18 protein-coding genes and 1 tRNA gene are annotated in these 21,406 nt (G+C 36.8%); 6 read left to right on the forward strand and 13 right to left on the reverse strand.

What is annotated here, in order from left to right:
* Window positions 1-114: 114 nt before the first annotated feature.
* On the forward strand, window positions 115-2,214 hold the full coding sequence (locus tag IPM48_12545; protein ID MBK9272414.1) for a hypothetical protein: 2,100 nt from the start codon (window positions 115-117) through the stop codon (window positions 2,212-2,214).
* The gene (locus IPM48_12550; protein MBK9272415.1) at window positions 2,211-3,455 is read left to right on the forward strand and encodes a hypothetical protein; all 1,245 of its coding nucleotides are present in this window, start codon (window positions 2,211-2,213) and stop codon (window positions 3,453-3,455) included. The genes IPM48_12545 and IPM48_12550 overlap by 4 nt, the downstream gene beginning before the upstream one ends.
* Window positions 3,456-3,463: 8 nt before the next feature.
* On the opposite strand, the gene IPM48_12555 is transcribed toward IPM48_12550, so the two are convergent.
* The 9 genes from IPM48_12555 to IPM48_12595 all read right to left on the reverse strand — a co-directional run bounded on the left by IPM48_12555 (window position 3,464) and on the right by IPM48_12595 (window position 13,412).
* Complete coding sequence (locus IPM48_12555; protein MBK9272416.1) at window positions 3,464-4,231, reverse strand: class I SAM-dependent methyltransferase; 768 nt, start codon at window positions 4,229-4,231, stop codon at window positions 3,464-3,466.
* A 4-nt stretch (window positions 4,232-4,235) separates the two neighbouring features.
* Complete coding sequence (locus IPM48_12560) at window positions 4,236-4,973, reverse strand: class I SAM-dependent methyltransferase (GenBank protein ID MBK9272417.1); 738 nt, start codon at window positions 4,971-4,973, stop codon at window positions 4,236-4,238.
* 236 nt (window positions 4,974-5,209) lie between these two features.
* Window positions 5,210-6,991 (reverse strand): OmpA family protein, encoded by a 1,782-nt coding sequence (locus IPM48_12565; GenBank protein ID MBK9272418.1) that lies wholly within the window; start codon window positions 6,989-6,991, stop codon window positions 5,210-5,212.
* A 153-nt stretch (window positions 6,992-7,144) separates the two neighbouring features.
* Window positions 7,145-7,522 carry a LysM peptidoglycan-binding domain-containing protein gene (locus IPM48_12570; protein ID MBK9272419.1) on the reverse strand — a complete coding sequence of 126 codons (378 nt, stop codon included), beginning with the start codon at window positions 7,520-7,522 and terminating at the stop codon, window positions 7,145-7,147.
* A gap of 140 nt (window positions 7,523-7,662) precedes the next feature.
* The gene (locus IPM48_12575) at window positions 7,663-9,330 is read right to left on the reverse strand and encodes a L,D-transpeptidase family protein (protein MBK9272420.1); all 1,668 of its coding nucleotides are present in this window, start codon (window positions 9,328-9,330) and stop codon (window positions 7,663-7,665) included.
* A gap of 35 nt (window positions 9,331-9,365) precedes the next feature.
* The gene (locus IPM48_12580) at window positions 9,366-10,037 is read right to left on the reverse strand and encodes a murein L,D-transpeptidase catalytic domain family protein (protein ID MBK9272421.1); all 672 of its coding nucleotides are present in this window, start codon (window positions 10,035-10,037) and stop codon (window positions 9,366-9,368) included.
* Window positions 10,038-10,102: 65 nt separating this feature from the next.
* Window positions 10,103-10,176 (reverse strand) — tRNA-Ala (locus IPM48_12585).
* Between the two features lie 199 nt (window positions 10,177-10,375).
* A complete protein-coding gene (gene dnaK, locus IPM48_12590) occupies window positions 10,376-12,289 on the reverse strand; it encodes a molecular chaperone DnaK (GenBank protein ID MBK9272422.1) in 1,914 nt (637 codons plus the stop codon).
* A 145-nt stretch (window positions 12,290-12,434) separates the two neighbouring features.
* The gene (locus IPM48_12595) at window positions 12,435-13,412 is read right to left on the reverse strand and encodes a hypothetical protein (GenBank protein MBK9272423.1); all 978 of its coding nucleotides are present in this window, start codon (window positions 13,410-13,412) and stop codon (window positions 12,435-12,437) included.
* Between the two features lie 100 nt (window positions 13,413-13,512).
* Between IPM48_12595 and panB the strand changes: the two genes are divergently transcribed.
* Together panB and mltG are read left to right on the forward strand one after the other, a co-directional pair.
* Window positions 13,513-14,328, forward strand: coding sequence for a 3-methyl-2-oxobutanoate hydroxymethyltransferase (gene panB / locus IPM48_12600; protein MBK9272424.1), 816 nt, complete (start codon window positions 13,513-13,515; stop codon window positions 14,326-14,328).
* Window positions 14,328-15,347: an endolytic transglycosylase MltG gene (mltG, locus tag IPM48_12605; protein ID MBK9272425.1), complete on the forward strand. Its 1,020-nt coding sequence runs from the start codon at window positions 14,328-14,330 to the stop codon at window positions 15,345-15,347. The genes panB and mltG overlap by 1 nt, the downstream gene beginning before the upstream one ends.
* Before the next feature lie 13 nt (window positions 15,348-15,360).
* On the opposite strand, the gene IPM48_12610 is transcribed toward mltG, so the two are convergent.
* Window positions 15,361-15,897 (reverse strand): hypothetical protein, encoded by a 537-nt coding sequence (locus tag IPM48_12610; protein MBK9272426.1) that lies wholly within the window; start codon window positions 15,895-15,897, stop codon window positions 15,361-15,363.
* An 84-nt stretch (window positions 15,898-15,981) separates the two neighbouring features.
* Here IPM48_12610 and tilS point away from each other — a divergent pair, with 84 nt between their 5' ends.
* Window positions 15,982-17,304 (forward strand): tRNA lysidine(34) synthetase TilS, encoded by a 1,323-nt coding sequence (gene tilS, locus IPM48_12615; GenBank protein MBK9272427.1) that lies wholly within the window; start codon window positions 15,982-15,984, stop codon window positions 17,302-17,304.
* Between the two features lie 29 nt (window positions 17,305-17,333).
* Here the strand turns inward: tilS and IPM48_12620 are convergent, their stop codons facing one another.
* The 3 genes from IPM48_12620 to mdh are packed head-to-tail and all read right to left on the reverse strand — an operon-like array spanning window position 17,334 to window position 19,783.
* On the reverse strand, window positions 17,334-18,230 hold the full coding sequence (locus tag IPM48_12620; GenBank protein ID MBK9272428.1) for a hypothetical protein: 897 nt from the start codon (window positions 18,228-18,230) through the stop codon (window positions 17,334-17,336).
* A 53-nt stretch (window positions 18,231-18,283) separates the two neighbouring features.
* Window positions 18,284-18,808, reverse strand: a complete 525-nt coding sequence (locus tag IPM48_12625) for a redoxin domain-containing protein (protein MBK9272429.1) — start codon at window positions 18,806-18,808, stop codon at window positions 18,284-18,286.
* A gap of 39 nt (window positions 18,809-18,847) precedes the next feature.
* The gene (mdh, locus tag IPM48_12630) at window positions 18,848-19,783 is read right to left on the reverse strand and encodes a malate dehydrogenase (GenBank protein MBK9272430.1); all 936 of its coding nucleotides are present in this window, start codon (window positions 19,781-19,783) and stop codon (window positions 18,848-18,850) included.
* 96 nt (window positions 19,784-19,879) lie between these two features.
* Here mdh and IPM48_12635 point away from each other — a divergent pair, with 96 nt between their 5' ends.
* Window positions 19,880-21,394, forward strand: a complete 1,515-nt coding sequence (locus IPM48_12635) for a hypothetical protein (GenBank protein MBK9272431.1) — start codon at window positions 19,880-19,882, stop codon at window positions 21,392-21,394.
* Window positions 21,395-21,406 lie beyond the last annotated feature (12 nt).

The raw sequence follows: 21,406 nt of genomic DNA on the forward strand, positions 1-21,406 counted from the left end.
AAGTAGGGCAATTTAAACTATTTTTCAAACAAATCACAAGCAGAAACCCCCAAACAATACCCCTAAATGGATAAAATCTGTTAATTTTGGCCTTATAAGGCAATTAGAATAAAAATGTTTAAAACACGCTTGAACCTCCACCGTTCCAAATTTTGGTGTACAATTTATATTTTTTTAATCAGTTTTTCAGTTTTTCATACTGCTTGCCGCAAAAAAAATGCCGAGTGGGAAAGTGAGTGGGCCGTTCCATTGGTTAAAACCCAGTTAAAACTTTCAGATTTACTTCCTTCAGATATCCTAAGTTCTGACTCTTCCGGCTTACATCAATTTGTTTTTAAATCCTCACTTTTCAATTTAAATGTGGATTCCCTGTTTGTCTTACCAGACACTGTAAGGACAAGAAGTTTTACCATAGACTCGCTTTCACTATATGACGCAAGCACCATTTTTCCAATTACTTTGGGTGAAATATGCAGACAAGCCGGAATTCTTGGATTGTTGATTATAAGTAATCAGGGAAACATGGTTCCTGTAGGTCCCATACCATCTTTCAATACACCTGCTTTTGAAATTAGTGCTGACACCATATTTACCTCAATGACATTGGATGAAGGCACCATGGAAATTAGCTTCAAAAATGAATTGCCGATCGATATTACGGATGTCCAATTTGAATTGAAAAATAAGTCCCACAATGCAATCATTGTCTCAGGAACTTTTCCACTCATTAAATCCAAGGAAAAGGTGAGTCAATCTTTTTCATTGGCTGGGAAAACGGTTGAAGGTAAAATCAATGCCCAGATTATAAGCTTTGCATCACCTGGAAGTAATGGCATGCCTGTCCTAATTGATACTGCGAATGCAATTGTTACAGAGATAAGGGTGTTTAATCTTCGTCCGAATTCTGCAACCGCAATTTGGCCTGCGCAAAATTTAGTCAATACCCAACAAGATTTTAATATCAGGGGATTGCATGTATTATTAAAAGAAGCATTGATTAAAAGTGGTGCCATTCGGTTTAGAATGAAGAGTTCCATTCCAGATAGTGTGCGATTTACTTATACCTTGCCTGCAGCAATCAAGGATGGAAAATCTTTTGAAATTCATACAACACTTCCACCTGCTGAACCTGGACAGTTTTCTGAATTTCTGCGGGACTACGATTTTACTGGTTATACTTTGGATATGAGCGGAGTTTCCAAAGATACATTTAACGCTGCTTACAATACTTATCTGGTTAGAATTGACTCTTCGGGAATAATGAAGACTTTTTCAAAATCAGACATATTTATACTCGAACTTGGCTTTGTTGGAATTCGACCATCTTATGCCAGAGGTTATTTGACCACTGACACTTTCCGCATTGAGAAGCAAACTACAAACATTGATGTTTTTAAAGAACTTTCGGGAAAAATTAATTTTGACAATGCTCATCTGGAATTATCGATTGAAAACAACATTGGGGCAGATGCTTCGATCACACTGCACCAATTGGTATCTAGCAATACAAATACAGGATTGATCGCTACACTAGATGGAGATTCCGTTTATATGTCACATAACATCCCAAGAGCATCAGATCAAGGTGGAATGCTGCCAGTGTCTCCGGGTAGATATTCGATAAATATATCCAATGAAAATTCCAATATTACAGAACTCATTAATCTATTGCCCGACCAATTGGAGTACTCTGTTGACATAATAACAAATCCAAATGGAAACATCAGTGATTTTAATGATTTTATTTACGATGGCAAACTTTTGAATCTAGATTTGGAAGTTGCCATTCCATTGTCGATCAATGCTGAAGGCTTAACCCTGGTCAAAACAATGGACCTTGATTTATACAATCAGAATTTTGATGAAATCATTTCTGGCAAATTACATTTTCTATTTACAAATTGGTTTCCATTTGAGTGCCAGATTGTCATGCACCTCCTAAACGATGATGGATCAGAGGGAATTTCTCTCATTGACTCTGGCCAAAGAATACAATCTGCTAAATCAGATTCTTCCGGCAAAGTGATTCAACCAGAAGAATCTTTAATTTCCATACCATTGGATAGTGACCTAATTAAAAGACTTTCAAAAAATTCTAAAATCAAAGTAAAGACCAATTTTAGCACAAAACCAATAGACACATTGGTAAAAATATACGATAGTTATTTTATGGATCTTAAAGTTACTGGTGAGTTTAATTATTTGAATAAATGAAAATAGCTTCATTCTCCGTTTTTATCCTGTTCAGTTTCCAATTTGTCTTCGCCCAGAGTTCAACGCTTTTTAATTCAGAAGCAGTTTTAGATTTAGATGATCGCTCCAATATACAATTGTATTTAGGTGGAATGACCGGATCAAAAACTTTGACCAATCAATTTGGCAAAAATTTTTTCATAGGAAGCAAATTAGACAAAGACCTAATCAACAATCAGTATCGCAAATTGGAAAATAATAATCAACTGTGCTACATTGTACCGGCTTATTTGCGCTTTAACCTATACAACTCAAATTTTAAGTATTTTAACTCATTAAGGCTTGAATTCGCTTCCATGTATTATAATGACATCACATTTGATAAGAATTTGTTTGGCCTATATTTTTTAGGTAACAAACCATTTCTAAACACTACTTTGGGAATATCAGCCACATCGACCAATTACACTTACCATGTTCTCAAATTAGGATCAGCATACAGGAAAGGCATCTTTGAAGTTAAGTACAATCTTGGTTTAGTCTCCGGTCAAAATCTGGCAACGAATGAAATTGTAAATAGTCGAGTTACAACTTCCGGATTAGGAGAAAGTATTGATTTAAATTTAAATTATCAATCGACTCACTTAACCAACGGATTAAACAAAAGTAATTTGTTTAATGGAATTGGAGTTGCGCTGGATCTTGGTCTAAGTTTAAAATATGCCAACGGAAACTTTGTCTCCCTTGAAATCAATGACTTTGGAAAAATATACTGGGATAATACAATTTCCAGAACATCCCTTGATACTCATTACATTTTCGAAGGCGTGGAGGTAGCAGGCTTTTTTGATTCACTTTATTTTGACATTGGAAGTTCCGAAAATTTGCGCGACAAATTCATTTCAAGAAAAAATCTAAGTCAACATCAAACCATTCTTCCATATAGCATTAATATTTTCGCACATTATCATTGGAAGAATAAAAAAATTTATTCAAACATCAATTGTAGAGTATATCCTGAATCTTTCTTCGTAGGAAGCGTGGACGTAGAAACTTATTATAAATACAACAAGCACATTAATGCTGGAGTAATCATAGGAACTGGGTGGAACCAAATGATTTACGGCGGGGTTGGCCTTCATGGTTATATTGGACGATCCAATATTTACTTCATAAGATTCAATTCAATGGTCAATGCCTTTTATAACAATTCTCCACTTGGTCCAGTTGGGGAACTCAGATATGTTAGAATTCTGAAATAAACTAAATTTTATTTAGTACCAATAAAAAATAAATCCAAACACTTATCATCGCAACTAAGCAGTTTAAAGTCGTTGATTCCAATTCTCTTAGTCAATTCTGAATTTGCCTTTGCCAATTTTTTTCGATTCATGCGATTCAATAGATCATAAGGAATTTTAAGCATAAATCTAGGAAGTTTGTATTGAAGATTGAAAAGATCAAAGCGTGTGATTTTCCGAATTTGTTTTTTATTTTCTTCAATGTACTCATTGACTAATTTCGAACCATAGGTACCTTTTGTTTCAACTTTACAAAAACCTTGACCTATCATCAGATGGTATAACCCTTCTGGAGTATATTCTCTTACATGCCACGGATTCCTTGTCAGACTTTGCGATATATTGGGAGTAGTAATCAGCGCTTTTCCACCAGGTTTTAGAACCCGGACAATTTCCTTCAAAAAAAGTCCATCATTTTCAATATGTTCAATGACCTGAAAGCTTACTACAAAATCAAATTGATTATCTTCAAAAGCATCCAATGGTGGAATGGTCATTTGTTTAAAATTGACATTCGGATATTTTGAAAAATCAATCCCACAATCAAATTTATCAATCGTTGTTAATTGTTCACAATGACTGGCCATCCATTCAACTCCCAATCCAGAGCCAGTGCCTATTTCCAATACGGCCCCCGATAAATATTCCTTTGCTACATGGTAAGCAAACATGCATCTTTGAAACACATAATTATCCATTAGATTTTCCCCTGACACTCGTTCTGCGGTCTCTGACATTGAGTTAAACTTTTGAAATTACATAAATTAATGAACTGCTTTTTCGGTTGTCGAACAAACTTAAAACTTGCCCAATGAATCCAACAATAATGCCTTTTATAAAATAGAATCCACTCTTTAAATTTTTTTCACTTAACATACTTACATAATAACCGTCCATCGGCATCGACTTAATTTGAATAATTTTCAAATTGTGTGTAAGTAATAAGCGCTCGAGAGATCCAATATTGAAATGCCATAAATGTCTTGGAACATCCCATCCTGCCCAAAATCTCTGATAATGTTTTGCATCATAAGACTGTGAATTAGGAACGGCCACCACCAATATGCCATCATCAAATAACAAGTTTCCTATTTTATCTAAAATAATTGGCAAATCATATACATGTTCTAGCACATGCCACATGGTGATTGCATTGAACTTTTCCGCAGAAGGAAAATTGTCTAAATACTCTGGTGATTGTACTTCTAACCCAAATTTTTCTTTACAATATGCTCTTGCCTGATCACTTATTTCAATTCCTGATACTTCCCAATTGTTTTGAAGAAGTTCATTCATAAAATACCCTGTGCCAGAACCGATATCAAGTGCTTTTCTTCCTTTAGTCCATCTTTCCAATAGCCGTCTCTTTCTCCCAAGCATAATGGATCTCACAAAATGGTATAAATAATTGAACAAACCTTTTCTAGAATCAGTATGAGAAATGTATTGATCGCTTTTATAATAAAACCCTGCATCCATTTCATGAGGAGGATTGCGCGTAAATTTTAAATTGCATTGATTGCACTCTGCTATGGTAAAAGATTCTAAGCTGAAATTAAAGTCCATCGTTTCTAAAATATTGTCAACCTCCAAACTATTGCAGATGGGACAAACGAGATGATTGAGCTTGTGGGCGCTTACTTTGATCATATTAGAACACTTCTGAAAGTTTTAATTCATTTTGCAACTTTCTTGATAAGCCAAAACTTGGACACTTAATTTGCAATGGCTATAATTTTAATTTCAACGCGTTGATTTCGAAGACGACCGGCGACAGTGTCGTTGGAAGCGATAGGTTCTCTCTTTCCATATCCTCGATGTGAAATTTGTTCGAAAGGTATCCCATTGTTGTATAAATAATCAGCCACATTTTTTGCACGAGCGGCAGACAGTCGATCGCAATATTCATGTGGAGGAATTCCATTGGTGTGTCCTCCAATTTCTATACTTACATCTTTATTTTTCAATAAGAACTGATAAATTTCATCCAGTACAGGAAATGACTCTTCAGAAACGATGGCAGAATCCGCTGTAAAATAAAGTTGGTTAATTCTCAAAGTCTGTCCAACAGCCAATTTCGTTCGATCAAGGTCTGGAATAGCCTTCGGTGATTCGATATAAACTTCCGTAGATTGATAACATTGGTTTTGATCATATATTTTTACCACATGTTTTCCGGCAGAAAGATTGGTCCCATTTGTTCCTGTCCGTCCATTGTCCCAAATAATTCGATAGGGTGGTGTGCCTCCCTCAACCTGTATAACAGCCTTGCCATCCTTTGTATTGAGTTCGCTCACTCTGGTTTTTGAAACCACAGTTGATTTTATTTCCTTAGGCTGTCTGACAGAAACTGAAGTAATGTAACTTTCCCCTTCTGCATCAGTTATGGTTACAGTATACTCACCTGCACCAACACTATCTATTTTATTTCCATTTAGTCCTGGAATATTCCATTGAAAACTATAGGGAGTTTTCCCTCCCTTTGCAATTACAGTGATGGTAGAGGATTTTTCTCCTGGACATTTCAACTCCCCTCTGGCATACGCCACTGCTGTCAATTGAGAAACACCTTCAAGAGATACATCCACTCTAAACATACCTCGATCTGCTGTACCTACCCAGAGGTCATCATTTCTGTCACAAGACAAGGATAGTGTTTGAGAAGAAATAAATCCATAGTCTTTGTCAATGGGAGTACTTTGATCTGTGTATGGATTAAACTGAACCAATATCTCAGACGCGATGTAAATATTTCCTTTGCTATCTGAAACAATTGACCTAACCGGACCTTGGCTTAAGCCCCTTTTTACGGCGGCATCCTGCCAACGGTCACGACCCTCCTCCTTGTAAATGAGCCACATTTTTTTTTCAGCCAATAACCATATTCCTTCACTTGTAGAAACTGCTCCGTTGATTTTATTCTCTTTTTCAAAATGACTCCAAGATTTATCTTTGATAATTACAACACCCTCATTTGTTCCTACCCATAGCCTTCCTTCCGAGTCAGGGAACAATGAGTTAATTTGATTGGATTTGAGTTTGGAATTATTTGAAGTGTAGTGGTTTAAAATTTTTATCTGATCATCAGAAACTCTAAACAAACCGTTACTCGAACCTACCCAAATATCACCTTTATAATAACTTAAACAAGTCACCTGAACCCCTTTCACTTGAATGTCAATTTGATGATAAGGGTCAAGACTTTTGATCTGTTGATTTCGATTGGCGTACCAAATAACTCCTTTTTTATCTTCAGTGATTGCCAAAATACTATCGTTAGAAAACTTTTCTGGCTCCAAATCCAAACCGATCACCCTATACAGGCCTCTATCGGTGCCTAGCCACTTGTAATTGTTTCTGTCAATACAAATAGCGCGAACGGCTTCATCCTGGTCAAATTTTGTATAATTTTCAACAGTGATTGTTTGGATGGATTCTTGTGCAAAGGCCTCATAAAACACAACCAAAGAAAATAGAATTAATACACTGAATTTCATAGCTTTAGCTCTCAATATACATCATTTAACGAAAGTAGCTGAAATTTAGTTTTACCCATACGTTAAATTTCAAGTTTACATCCAAAATCTTAAAATAAAAAAGGCCCAATCCAATAGAAACGGGCCAATGTTGCTAATTTATGTAGTCTTATTTTAATTGGGAATAATTAATTCTTGTCCAGGATGAATCAGATCAGGATTCTTTAGAATATCTGTATTAGCCTCAAATATTTTCTTGTATTTGTTCGCATCTTTGTAATACTTCTTTGCAATTAAGCTAAGACTCTCTCCCTTTGCGACAGTATGCTTTGTATAGTAAGAGGTGTTGCTCACTTTAATATCGGCCATTAAATCAGATGGATTTTCTCCACCAATCTCTTTAATTTTATCCCAAAGCTGATCTTTTTCATATTGGGTCTTTGCAACCCCTCCGATTTTGAGTACACCATTGACTTCTTCTACACTTCCTTCTTGAATTCCAAAGGCCAAACCCAAATCTAACACTGCTTTGTACTTGTTTTGAAGACTCATAATTCTTTAATTTTTTGGTTATAAATACAAGCTTAACATTTTTATAGATAGATTTGTTTAAAGTCTTTTTCGGTCTCCAACAAATTGGATTCTACCTTCATTTTTAAATCCAAATTTTAGATCATCTAATTGAATGTCATTTATTTATGAAATAGTTCTTTCATGAGTTTTTGATCGTGTAGATATATATCGTCTCTAAAATGCAAGTTTCCGTATGAATCAACCCATGCCGTAAAATAACAAATAAAGACTTTTACGGGCACAGGTAGATTAACCCATGTCTCCTTCTCTTGATTGGAAAGATCGGCAAGCAATTTTGAGGTGTATTTTGGATTTTTCCTCAACAAATAGTTGGCTAATTTCATGGGTTCTGAAACCCTGATGCATCCATGGCTAAAATCTCTCCTATTTTGAGAAAAATAGGTTTTTGCAGGAGTATCGTGCAAGTAAATACTATAGGAATTTGGGAATAGAAATTTCACTTTTCCGAGTGCATTTTGTCGTCCGGGTCTTTGCCTAATGGTATAAGGTATGGTCGATTTAAATTTTGACCAATCGATACCCTTTGAAGAAATAATTTTATTGCCGGAAAGCAATTCCATGTTATTTTGCTCAAGGTATTTACTATTTCTCTTGAGCTTGGGGAGAATTTCTTTTATAGCGATACTTTGTGGTACTACCCAATACGGACTAAAAACAATATATGCAAGATCACCTGCAAAAATATTGGTTTGATGAATTGTCTTACCTACAACAACAGGACAACTCCATTGCAATCTTGCATCATGATAAACAAATAAATTGAAATCAGGTATATTTACCAACAAAAATTCATTGGGAATCGTATCAGGTAACCACCTCAAGCGTTCCAGATTAATGATGATTTTTTCTAAATAATAATTGGTATTCTTTATAGCAGCGTTCAAAGTGAATGAATCGATTATTCCCGTTCTTACCAAACCATGCCGAAATTGGAATTTTTCCAAGCCTGTCTTAAGCAACTCAAATGAAAATGAATAATCGGGACATTCAATATCACCAAGCAATTTTAAAAAAGCGAACCAATGTAAATTGAGATCTTGGGTTTCTTCCAAGTTAATATTTTTGTCATGTTGCATGAGAATTCTTAAACTGTCGATTTTTCCAGCTTTCGCATATAGCTTTATCAGATTATTTTTAAGTTCCCGATAATAATAATTGATGGGTTCATATTTCGCTAGATCTGCCCTTCCTTCAACCATTGCATCCAAAAACAAACCAAGATCCTTTTTCTTTCTTGGAATATACCATTCCAGATCCTTTGGATCTTTTTCCATTCCTTTATAATACTTAAACGCATAGGAGAAATACGCGGCAGTCAATCCTATTTCCATCTGAAAAATCAATTCAGGGTTTTTCGTAAAGCTATTAGAATCAATGATAAATTGCTCAATGATTAGATCCGTGTTAAACAATGAGAGTGTTGAATCATTAAAAATAGTTTTGTACTCTTTGACCAAATGAATAAAACTCAAAGCTGATTCTGAGATCCCATCTTCAGTATACCAGGCCAATTGAAAATCTCTTCGAATGTAAAAGGAAAACAAATCATCCACGATTGAATTGCTGACACATTGGGTATTTAAAAATTTTGCAATCTCAAAACTGTCCAAATGAAAATGGGTAAATCTGATCTTACTATAAACAGTGCTATCTGAAGGAATCGCATAATTGTCCTTAGAATTCTTGCAACCCTGATGGATAAATAAATTCATCTGGATGGCAGCAAGAAGGAAAATTATACGAATAAATGGTGTGCCGCGGCTCATTCCATTTTATTAAAAACTAAGAAAAATACAAGTAATCAGGATCTGGAATTTGCAGATGAATTGCCATGAATATAAAGCAAAGCGCCATCTTTCAAAAGGGGAATAATATTTTGCAATACTTTGGCAGGTACAGCAGGACATCCATGACTTCTCCCCAAACGTCCATTTTTCTTGACAAAATGATCACTGACATAATCTGCAGAATGAATTATGATCTCTCTCTTTCTGGCTTGATCATTCAATCCTTTTTCAAGGCCTTCTAAAAGCAATGCATCTCCATGTTTGGGGCTCTTGATTTTTTGTCCTATTTGAAAAAATCCCAAACTACTTTTGTATGAATTCATTTGGTTTGAAAAAGATGTCGCCATTAATTCCCCGGAGTTTCGTCCATGAGCAACCAATGATTTTGCCAATAATTTCATCTTTTGTAAATCAACAATGAAAAGACGCTCTGCAGTTGATGGTTTAGTAAAATCGCAAATTGCAATAATTTTTTTTGCGGGTCTAAATAGGTCTACTCCATCAATTGCTTTCTTAAACACTTCAAAATCAACCTTACCATCTAAATTGCAATTGGCGAAACAAATTCTGGCAATATCATTACTCGTAGACTCAGTTTGTTCTAAATCTGGACAATGTTCTGGTATGCTACATGTACCAGAACTTCCTTTGTAAAATACAAAAGCAATGCTCCAGGTGATTAGCATAAGTAAAAGCAAAATAATTATACGAGCTTGAACCAACTTTTAACCATTCATTGTTAAAAAAAAAGTGGAGGTTATCGGAGTCGAACCGACGACCTCTTGCATGCCATGCAAGCGCTCTAGCCAGCTGAGCTAAACCCCCTTTTATTAGAACCGGCCCCAATAAAACTTTTTAAATTGGATAGTGCCTAAAAATAAAACGCTGCAAAAGTAATAAATATAAAGATCTTAGACTATAAATTCACATTCTCTTGGATCTTTGATGGATAAAGCAAAGCCATAATAGTCAGATCACTATTATGGCTTTGCTGAATTCAGTTATTTTGTAACAAACTTTTACTTTAATTTTTATTGACTTCTTCAAATTCTACATCTGTTACTGGTTCGGTGCCAGATCCATTTGAATTGTGATTTCCATTGGCATTCCCTGAAGCGGATTGGTTTTCAGCCTGTTGGGATGCATTGTACAAATCTTGAGAAGCAGCCATCCAAGCTGTATTCAAAGCTTCCAATTTGGCTGTAATCGCATCCAAATCCTGAGCCTGATGAGCGGATTTTAATTCTGACAATGCGGTCTCAATGGTTGACTTTTTATCAGATGGAATTTTATCACCATACTCTTTCATTTGCTTTTCAGTTTGGAAAATCATAGAATCGGCCTCATTCAGCTTATCAACCCTTTCTCTCGCTTTTTTATCAGCGTCAGCGTTCGCGGCAGCTTCATTTTTCATTCTTTCCACCTCTTCTTTTGACAAACCAGTAGATGCTTCAATTCTTACGTTTTGGCTTTTTCCTGTCCCTTTATCTAGTGCAGACACACTGAGAATTCCGTTGGCATCCATGTCAAAAGAAACCTCAATTTGTGGAATTCCTCTTTGGGCCGGCGGAATACCATCCAAGATGAATCGCCCTACTGTTCTGTTGTCTTTAGCCATTGGGCGCTCTCCTTGAAGAATATGAATCTCTACACTTGGCTGGTTATCAGCTGCTGTAGAGTAAACTTTGGATTTTTTAGTAGGGATGGTCGAATTGGCTTCTATGACTATATCATAGACTCCTCCCATCGTTTCAATACCCATTGAGAGTGGGGTAACATCCAGTAACAATACGTCTTTTACTTCTCCGGTCAAAACACCCCCTTGGATGGCAGCACCTATGGCCACCACTTCATCGGGATTGACTCCGCGGTTTGGTTTTTTTCCAAAAAATTCTTCAACAACTTGTTGAATTCTTGGAATCCTGGTGGATCCACCTACCATGATAATCTCATCAATATCAGCTTTGCTTAGTCCGGCATCTTTTAAAGCATCCTCACAAGGCTTTAAGGTTCTTCTAACCAGTTCATCAGCCAGTTGCTCAAATTTTGCCCTTGTCAACTTCAGAACCAGGTGTTTTGGCACACCATCAGTAGCTGTAATATACGGGAGATTAATTTCTGTTTCAGTACTTGATGACAATTCAATTTTGGCTTTTTCGGCTGCTTCCTTAAGTCTTTGCAGGGCCATTGGATCTTTTCTCAAATCAATATTTTCCTGGCTTTTAAAACTATCAGCCAGCCAATCAATGATTACATGATCAAAATCATCACCTCCAAGATGTGTATCTCCATTGGTCGATTTTACTTCAAACACCCCATCGCCTAATTCGAGAATTGAAATATCAAATGTTCCACCACCTAAATCGTACACGGCAATGGTCATATCCTTATTCTTTTTGTCAAGGCCATAAGCCAGAGCGGCCGCGGTTGGCTCATTGATAATTCTTTTGATATTTAAACCGGCAATTTCGCCAGCCTCTTTGGTAGCTTGTCTTTGAGAATCATTAAAATAAGCAGGAACCGTAACTACTGCTTCAGTTACTTCTTGTCCAAGATAATCCTCGGCTACTTTCTTCATTTTTTGAAGAATCATGGCTGAAATTTCCTGGGGTGAATACAATCTGCCATCGATATCAACTCGGCAGGTATTGTTTTCTCCATTCACCACCTTATAAGATACTCTTCCTACCTCTTTATTCGACTCGTTGAATCTCTGCCCCATAAATCGCTTTATGGAAGCTACTGTGCGTCTAGGATTTGTAATAGCCTGTCTTTTGGCAGGATCACCAACCTTTCTCTCACCATTGTCCAAAAAAGCTACAATAGAAGGAGTTGTTCTCCTTCCTTCATCGTTGGCAATCACAACAGGCTCATTGCCTTCCATCACAGAAACACAGGAATTTGTAGTTCCTAAATCTATCCCAATAATTTTACCCATTTTTTTAAAATTTAATATATCATGCTGCATCAATCCTTGTGCCAAGACAGATTTAAGAAAATTTGTCAGGTTTGATCCTGCCAAAATGAACAAATAGCCATAGAAATCCTGCCAAAATTGACAGAAAGAACAGGAAGCTTAGAATCTAGAAATTTAATAATTGGGTCTCGGGAGTGTTTCTTAGCAAAACTTTGGTCTCGGGGGTGACTCCAAAGCTCTTGATGTGAGTGAAAACACTGGAAAATAATCCAAACCCTTCAGACATATTTGTATATCGAGGAATTTCCTGCGATGCTGTCAAACCGGTATTGGCATTTATCACTGAATCAAAATCATAAATTTCTACACCTCCTGCCTTCACAATAAATTGAAGAGAAGAAATCTCACGATGAATAGACTGGTCCACGATTAAATTGTCTTTTAGCAACCTGTAAAAATCTATTCCAGGTACCAAAACACTGTTTTTTAAACTTTTTCTCATAAACACCCAGGGAATGGTGACAATTTTAGATTGGCCCGTAACTCTATTGGTCTCAAGAATATTGACCTTCACCTCAAATGAATAAAGATGAGCCCCTGTCAGCAGCGTCCAGGCAAAGGTCTGTCCCACCTCAGGCTTAAATGTTATTTCCCGTGTATCCCGGGATGGAGAGGTCAAAACAATATCTCTTACTAAAACTATTTTACTAGTAACCAATGGTTTATTATCTCCTCGTTGCAATCTGAATTCCAAACTATCTCCTCCCATCAGCGGAATTTCGGAGGCTTTAATTTTGTAGAGAAAGTTTGGTGCGGTGGCAAAAGGACCTGGTTTTCTTTGAAACCCCTCCAAGTTCCCGTCTACTTTACTCAGCATAAACTCGGTTTTTAATCTAGGACTGTAAAGTGAGACAATTGCATTCGCATAATATAGAGAATCAGCTATTTGAGCTATTTCAACTGCTGACTTATTTTCGTCAACAAACAATTTCTCGACCCTGATATAATGTGCCGAATCCGTTCTATCTATAAATCCATACACCACAGGCAGGTCAATCCATTCTTCTGTTACCTGAAAATCTTCGTCGCAGGACACAAAAAGTATGATTAAAAACACAAAACATGAAAAAATTGCTCGAAACATGGCGCAAAAGTAATTATTTAAAATTTATCAAAACTATTGACTATAACGCATCAAAGTGAAAATTAGTGATCGGGTCCGACAGAATCGCTAATTTTGTGATATGTCTGTACACAAAGAAATTAAGAGAATAACCACCAGGACTTTACAAGAAATGAAATCAGCAGGTGAAAAGATCGCTATGCTGACTGCCTATGATTTTTCTATGGCAAAAATCCTTGATGAAGCCAATATAGATGTTTTGCTGGTTGGGGATTCCGCATCCAATGTGATGGCAGGGCATGAGACCACACTTCCCATTACTTTGGACCAAATGATTTATCACGCTCAATCAGTTGTCAGAGGTGTACAAAGGGCACTTGTGGTCGTTGATTTGCCTTTTGGAAGCTATCAGGGAAATTCAAAAAGGGCACTGGAATCCAGTATCCGTATTATGAAAGAAAGTGGAGCCCATGCCGTAAAACTCGAAGGGGGTGCTGAGGTCGTCGAATCCATTAAAAGAATATTAACCGCTGGAATTCCGGTAATGGGTCACTTAGGCCTAACTCCGCAATCAATTTACAAATTTGGCACCTATACAGTCCGTGCCAAAGAAGATATGGAAGCCATAAAATTAAAGGCCGATGCCAGAATTTTGGAGAAGGCGGGTTGTTTTAGTTTGGTCTTGGAAAAAATACCAGCCTCATTGGCCATTGAAGTGACTCAATCCATACAAATACCTACTATTGGTATCGGTGCTGGTGCTGGAGTGGATGGACAAGTATTGGTATTGCACGATATGCTTGGATTAAACAAGGGATTCAACCCTAGATTTTTGAGAAGATATCTTGATCTGCACGGAGAAATCAAATCGGCCGTTGAACAATATTCAAAGGATATCAAATCCGGTGATTTTCCTAACTTGAAAGAACAGTATTAATGCGAAAAAAGAATATTTTCATTAGCCTCTTTGTTTTAGGGGCTGGTGCGGTCGTTTTTTATTGTTTATTTGCACCCAATGTATCCAAGGTCCACCAATCCTATTTTTTAGAAATCAAACCGGTTTTCAGTTGGTCTGAAATTGAACAAAACTTAGTCGATCATAAAGTTCTAAAAAATAACAAGAGTTTCCAACTCACCAGTTATATTTTCTCATTCTCTGCCAAAAAGTGGAAAGCAGGACGATATAAAATCAACAAAGGGATGTCAAATTTTGATATCTTTAAAAAGCTTCTTTCAGGTGCGCAGGATCCAGTTATGCTTGTCATTAATAATGTAAGAGATATTTATCAATTGGCAGGAAAACTTGATCCTTATCTTATGATTGACTCTACTGACATACTAAATACCTTGAGCGATACTTTATTCCTGGACAGTTTGGGTTACAATTTGGAAAATATACTCAGCATGATTTTACCCAATAGCTATGAAGTATTTTGGACGATCCAGACAAAAGCACTGTTTTTAAAATTAAAAGCGCATCACGACAAATTCTGGGAGTCAGAAAGTAGATTAATGGCATTGCGCGATGTTGGACTAAGTCAAGTGCAAGCATATACACTTGCATCCATCGTAGAAAAAGAGTCCCAATATCTCCCAGAGAGAAACATGATTGCCGGAGTTTATCTAAATAGATTGAAAAGAGGAATGAAGCTGCAAGCTGACCCAACTGCTGTGTTTGCATCAGGTTTGGATGGGGTGCAGAGAGTAAATTATGACATTTTAAATGTGGACTCTCCATATAATACTTATAAAGTGGTCGGGTTACCTCCAGGTCCTATCTACATGCCTTCCATTAACAGCATTGAAGCAGTTCTAAACGCAGATAAGCATGAATATATATTCTTCTGTGCTTTGCCGGGTTATGAAGGTAGACATTCATTTGCCAAAACAGCTGAACAACATTTTGAAAATGCGAGAATCTACCGAAAATGGTTAGACCAGCAGAACATACATTGAGAAAAAAGTACGATTAATTGGAAGGGACAGGTAATTTGCTTTTTCGCAAAAATTTAATTTGCCAGGGGTTATTCCCATACTTTTCAGTACCAACAAAAAGCATGGCATCCGGGTCAACTTTTACTTTCCATTCACTGGAACTGTCTTTTACTGACCTTAACTCAATCGTCCCATTCTGAGGAACATACAAATACCTCCCTTCATCAGTCTTATCCCCAAAAATTCCTTTTTCATAGGTTCCATTGTCTTTAAGATCTAGCCAATGCCCCTCATAGATATTTTTTTTAGGAGTCTCTTCTGAAATAGAAAGAGCGAAGTAAAAATGCCATAAACTGTCAGTGATCAGAAGATATGGCTTTTGTTGATTGGACAATTCAATAAAATCTTTATCAATAGGCGCAAATTTAACCATGGTATTAGAAGAGAGCTTAAGCCCCTCATTATCAGGCAAATTTGTAACCATGGGTTTCTTTGATTCTACTTTTTGGTCCGGTTTACAAGAGCCAATAGAAAATAAAACAACCGCAATTAATACATACTTAATATTCATGCTAAATCAACTTTAATGCAAAAAAAATTCATTTTAATCGATTGAATCCTAAAAATTCCTCAACTTGCAAAAAATTAACTTTTCTTGAATTTGCGAACAAAATTTCAAAATGAAATTAAAACAGCTCTGGATGTTTATCTTGACTCAACATTTTTGGTAGCAGTCAGTGGTGGTGTGGACTCCATGGTTCTTGCTGATTGTATGAAAAGCCTTAGCCTTAAATTTGGCATTGCTCATTGCAATTATCACCTAAGAGGTGAAGATTCTAAATTAGATGCCAAGTTGGTCATGGAGTGGGCACATCTCCACAATATCTGCTTTCACATGGCTGAATTCCCTATAAATCCAGATGAAAAAAGCATACAGGAGAACGCCCGACAGTTAAGACTACAATATTTTGAGAAGATAAAATCAGAATTTGGTTATCAATTTATTTTAACGGCACATCACAAAGGTGATGTGATTGAGAATTTTCTATTTCGGCTTCTTAATGGATCTGGATTAAGAGGTATGGTATCCATTGAAAACAACTTTCATTTCTCAATTAAACCATTTTTGAATATTCATAAGACAGAGCTTTATGAATACGCCGCTCAATATCAGGTACCTTTTAGAGAAGATGCATCCAATCTATCGTCCAAGTACAGTCGAAATCAATTGAGAAATCAAATCATTCCACTTTTTGAAAAAATCAAACCTGGATCCCTAACTTCCATTCAACAATCATTGTCTATTCTTGCACAAGCCTATGACTTTATCACAAAGAAAAAAGAAGAATGGGTTTCCCTTAATGTTTTGAAACATCAAAACCATTCGATCATAAAGATCCCCAAAGAAGACGATTTGTATTTGCTCAATGAATATTTGGTGGAATTCGGATTTAATTTTAGTATCCTGCAAGATCTTAAACAACAAATTCATCAAGCAGGTAAGGTTTTCTATTCCAATACAGGATTCAGGATTACCACTGGGAAAGGATATTTAAATCTAGAAAGGGTAGAGGAATTAAAATTAGGCAAAGTAATATTTATCGAATCCCTTCCGATCCAATGTTCTTTGGAATTGGGTGAAATCAAGCTGACACTGAACAAAGAGACCGAGCCAACTATTAGGAATGAATCCAGTTTTAAACGAGTTCACGTTGATCTTCAGCAAATCAAATGGCCTTTAAAAATTGAATATTATCAGCCAGGAGATAAAATAAAGTCATTGGGTCTGAAAGGAAAGTCCAAAAAACTCAAAAAAATATTCATGGAAAGGGGGACCGATATGCAATTGCGTAAAAAATGGCCCATCGTAAAATCAGGAAATGAAATTATTTGGGTTCCGGGTCACGCCATGTCTGAATTGGTCAAATGCGGAGAAGCTACCAAGGAGATTGCAGTTTTTAACTGGTGTCCTTATTAAAAATTTTAGGTCACCCCACTATTTTCACATTACTCTTTCTTCTCTCTGCCAAACAGATCCTTCGGTCTATTGTCCAAAATTGGATGATCCCTTGGTGCTTCGTTTAATAGGGTATTGCTCAATTGCAATTCATGCCTCCATGCATTGTCTATATATTGTAAGGATTCATAAGTTCCGTCTGGGATAAAAACCGGACCACCCCCTGATCTGGTATCTTCAAACCTCATGATGTGATCGTAAATGATTTGGTTCTCAATTTCATTAAAACTTATGCTACAACTTGCATTTTCAGAATATCGGATCACTTGCCTGGCAGCTCCAAATGACTCATTGTTTTCGTCTTTGAGGGTCAAATCGTCAAGTCCAAAAAACAAAGTATCCGATTTAAATCTTAAACCATCGATAATTTTAAATTTCTCTCTTTTTTGATTCTGAGAAAATCCAAAAAAAATATATTGGTCATTGTTTGCACCAAACACTTTTGGAAGAATTTGGTAGATTAATGCGCCATACCAATTGTCAGAGGTGATATGATCTTTTCTTATGCGCAAATAATCCCTTCTTTCTGTATTTAAAACCAATAAGTTTCCATTGGACCATTTTAGGACTCCACCATAATGCCATAAACTCCTTTCGCCTTCAAATTGCCAGGTATAAAAGGTAAATTTTTTATCTGGAGCTTTTGCCACGATCAAACCTGGAATTAGGATGCTCGAATCCAAATCCATTGATCTCAAACTGCTTAATAAAATATTTTTAAACTGAATCTCTGCATTCATTCTAAATTTTGGATTCCTCGAAGAAGCCATTACGTCTGCCCAGAACTGCAAGCTATCCTTGGTAGTAACTAAAAAACTCTGCCCAGAGAGAAAAACAACTATTGTGCAATTTAATAAAAAGAATAATAAAGGCTTTAGAAAGAGCATTGCATAAAATTTTAACAACTGTCTTGTCCCTAAACGAGCAAAATGTCCTGACATTACGTGGGTACGCACGAAATCATACTTAGGTAATCTGGCTTATCTGAGGCATATCTATGCCTGAATTCTGAAGTTACTTTACCATTGGAAATGGTAAATACCCCGGGCATTTGGAAACCATCTCCCAATTGTACTCCCCAACCATGGCCCTTTACAATACCTGCGTCTACACCTCTAATCCATGATCTAAAACCAAACAATTGATTAAATCGCCCCTTGATCAGACCAAAATCCTGGTATATTTTACAATCAGGGTCAGAAATGTGATCTAAGTGGGAAATTTTAAACTTTTCAAAATAACTCATGGCGATACTAGGCTCCGCCATATGCACCAAAATGATCGAAATTTGTCCGGAATCCAATTTTTTATCAAGGATCCGTATTTCCTCAAGTGCTTCTCTGCAAAATGTACAACCAAAATGTCTAAGAAAAACGAGGAGTACTGGTTTGGAATAACTTAGCTCGCCGATCGATTTTCCACCATGGGTACTAAGGGTGCGAAGTCTTTCATTGATTTTATTCATCACTAGCTAAACAGCAAAGGATAGCCTCTGGTTTAATTGCTAGGATTGCGGAAGATTATCATATACTTTCATCATACTGGCAACTTCTGCAGCGGATTGATTAAGAAGGTCTTTTTCGGCTGAGTCTAACTTGAGATCAATAATTCTTTCAATTCCGTTTCTCCCCAACACAACAGGGACTCCTACAAATACATTGCTCAGGTCGTATTCGCCATTTAGCATTGCGCAGCAGGGAAATATTCTTTTCTCATCTTTCAAAATTGCTTCCACCATTTGGGCAGCAGCAGCTCCAGGTGCATACCAAGCAGATGTACCCATGAGTTTTACCAACTCACCACCACCATATTTGGTCCTTTCGACAATTTGGTGCAAGCTAGCTTCATCAAGAAATTCAGTTACTGGAATTCCTGAAACAGTGGTAAATCTTGGCAACGGGACCATTGAGTCGCCATGACCGCCCATCAATAATGCCTGTATATCTTTGGGTGACACCCCAATTGCTTCAGCCAAGAAAGCGCGGTATCGTGCTGTATCCAATATTCCTGCCATGCCAAATACCCTTTTAGAATTCAGACCACTTACCTTATAGGCTGCGTACGTCATCACATCCAAGGGATTGGAAACCACGATTATAATTGGATTATTAGAATACTTTAATGCCTCTTTGGTAACAGAATTCACAATGCCTGCATTGGTAGAAATTAAATCATCTCTGCTCATTCCAGGTTTGCGCGGCAGGCCGGCTGTAATCACAATGACATCAGAATCCTTTGTTAAAGCATAATCATCTGTGCCTGTTATTCTTGTAGAATAATAATCCACGGGAGCCTGTTGCCAGGAATCAAGGGCTTTGCCTTGAGCCATTTCTGCCTTAATGTCAACGAGTACAATTTCCTTTACAAAATCTTTATGGGCTAAAACATTTGCAACTGTTGCCCCAACATTTCCTGCCCCGATGACGGTAACTTTATTCATATTCAATCGTTATTAGATAAATCGGCGCAAAACTACTTAGATGTTTGGTCAAGTTGTTGTATTTTTGTGTTATATTTGAAATTAATTAAACTTAAAATGATTAAAAAATTCACATTTTCAATTTTTGCTCTTTGGAGCATCGTGTTATTCTCTCAGGAAAAGCCAATCGGTTTTTGCGGAACTAGTATTGAAGATCAAAGAGTTATTCTCGACAGAATGTTCAAAAATAGGGAAGAAATGGGCTTGCTCTCACAAAGAACCGGAGCCATTCGATATATTCCAGTCAATTATCACCTTGCTGCCAACGCGGATGGTTCAGGAAGATTGAGAATTGCAAATGTTTTCATTAATTTATGCGCCATAAATCGATTGTTTGAGCCCCTTGAAATTCAATTTTACCTTAGACACATTAACTTTGTTAACAATTTTGCTCTGTATGATGATCCAATTAGTCAAATAGGTACGGCCTGGTGCAATAGCCTGGCGAATAACAATCGAAATGCAGTCAACATCATTTGCGCCCGGGTAGCCAATAAAAATGAAACAGGCGTTTTGGCTTTTTATAGCCCTTCTGGAGATTACATAGTTTCAGGAAACTCTTCCGTAAATTCAAATGGTACAACCCTTGCACATGAGATCGGTCATTTTTTTAGTTTGGCTCACACTTTTTATGGCTGGGAATCCACTCGATATACCTGTAACACACCGACACCCAATACAGTATTTATAAATAATCAACCCGTTCAGGTAGAATACGTTGATCCTACTAAGAGGATAAACGGTCAATTGGTTTGCAAGTTAGCCGCTGATGGCTTCTGTGATACACCTGCGGACTATAATCTTGGCTTTGGATGGGCCGGAGGTTGTGTATATAATGGTTGTGCGGTTGATCCAGACAACCAACCATTGGATCCGGATGAGCGCAATATGATGAGTTATTTCTTGAGTTGTCTTCAAAATTTTTCAACGGAACAGATTGCAGCCATCAATAGGGATTACAATAGTAGTCAGAGAAATTACCTAAAAGCTGCTTACAATCCTCTTCCTTCCTTGACTTCAGAAATAAGTATAGTTTCTCCTTTGGATCAATCCATTACGGAAGGTTTCAATCAGGTCAAATTTGAATGGGCTGCTGTACCCAATGCAACCCATTACTTCGTTGAATATGGCGAAAGCTCCTTAACCGTCAAAAATGTTAGTTTTATCACTAGACGGACAGATACCACTTTGACCAACCTGCTCGCAAACAAAAGATATGCCTGGCGAGTTTTTGCTTACAATAGCACAAATTTTTGCCACAATATCATGAATCCAATTAGCTTCACAACTGGAAAATTTGCAGTTTCCAATAATGACATTTTGCAAGACATCCACAACATTGACTGGTATTCTGTAGGAGGCAATCAGCTTCAATTTAACATAAATGCAAGACAATCTGCAAATGCTGAGTTTGAAGTATTTGGACTGGATGGTAAAAAAGTGGCACTGATCTCAATGAATTTAGCTCCTGGACAAAATCCAGTTTTAGTACAATTGCCAATTAGTGGTGGATATATTTACAGAGTGAAAACCGTCAATGGTTCTATTGGGGGTAAATGTTTATTATTTTAAATTGATTTAATT

Source organism: Saprospiraceae bacterium, from assembly GCA_016715965.1.
Classification (GTDB): domain Bacteria; phylum Bacteroidota; class Bacteroidia; order Chitinophagales; family Saprospiraceae; genus Vicinibacter.

What these genes read in the sequence shown, in the direction of transcription:
- IPM48_12545 (MBK9272414.1), top strand. Translation starts at nt 115, where the DNA reads ATGTTTAAAACACGCTTGAACCTCCACCGTTCCAAATTTTGGTGTACA.
- IPM48_12550 (MBK9272415.1), top strand. Translation starts at nt 2,211, where the DNA reads ATGAAAATAGCTTCATTCTCCGTTTTTATCCTGTTCAGTTTCCAATTT.
- IPM48_12555 (MBK9272416.1), bottom strand. Translation starts at nt 4,231, where the DNA reads ATGTCAGAGACCGCAGAACGAGTGTCAGGGGAAAATCTAATGGATAAT.
- IPM48_12560 (MBK9272417.1), bottom strand. Translation starts at nt 4,973, where the DNA reads ATGGATGCAGGGTTTTATTATAAAAGCGATCAATACATTTCTCATACT.
- IPM48_12565 (MBK9272418.1), bottom strand. Translation starts at nt 6,991, where the DNA reads ATGAAATTCAGTGTATTAATTCTATTTTCTTTGGTTGTGTTTTATGAG.
- IPM48_12570 (MBK9272419.1), bottom strand. Translation starts at nt 7,522, where the DNA reads ATGAGTCTTCAAAACAAGTACAAAGCAGTGTTAGATTTGGGTTTGGCC.
- IPM48_12575 (MBK9272420.1), bottom strand. Translation starts at nt 9,330, where the DNA reads ATGAGCCGCGGCACACCATTTATTCGTATAATTTTCCTTCTTGCTGCC.
- IPM48_12580 (MBK9272421.1), bottom strand. Translation starts at nt 10,037, where the DNA reads ATGCTAATCACCTGGAGCATTGCTTTTGTATTTTACAAAGGAAGTTCT.
- dnaK (MBK9272422.1), bottom strand. Translation starts at nt 12,289, where the DNA reads ATGGGTAAAATTATTGGGATAGATTTAGGAACTACAAATTCCTGTGTT.
- IPM48_12595 (MBK9272423.1), bottom strand. Translation starts at nt 13,412, where the DNA reads ATGTTTCGAGCAATTTTTTCATGTTTTGTGTTTTTAATCATACTTTTT.
- panB (MBK9272424.1), top strand. Translation starts at nt 13,513, where the DNA reads ATGTCTGTACACAAAGAAATTAAGAGAATAACCACCAGGACTTTACAA.
- mltG (MBK9272425.1), top strand. Translation starts at nt 14,328, where the DNA reads ATGCGAAAAAAGAATATTTTCATTAGCCTCTTTGTTTTAGGGGCTGGT.
- IPM48_12610 (MBK9272426.1), bottom strand. Translation starts at nt 15,897, where the DNA reads ATGAATATTAAGTATGTATTAATTGCGGTTGTTTTATTTTCTATTGGC.
- IPM48_12620 (MBK9272428.1), bottom strand. Translation starts at nt 18,230, where the DNA reads ATGCTCTTTCTAAAGCCTTTATTATTCTTTTTATTAAATTGCACAATA.
- IPM48_12625 (MBK9272429.1), bottom strand. Translation starts at nt 18,808, where the DNA reads ATGAATAAAATCAATGAAAGACTTCGCACCCTTAGTACCCATGGTGGA.
- mdh (MBK9272430.1), bottom strand. Translation starts at nt 19,783, where the DNA reads ATGAATAAAGTTACCGTCATCGGGGCAGGAAATGTTGGGGCAACAGTT.
- IPM48_12635 (MBK9272431.1), top strand. Translation starts at nt 19,880, where the DNA reads ATGATTAAAAAATTCACATTTTCAATTTTTGCTCTTTGGAGCATCGTG.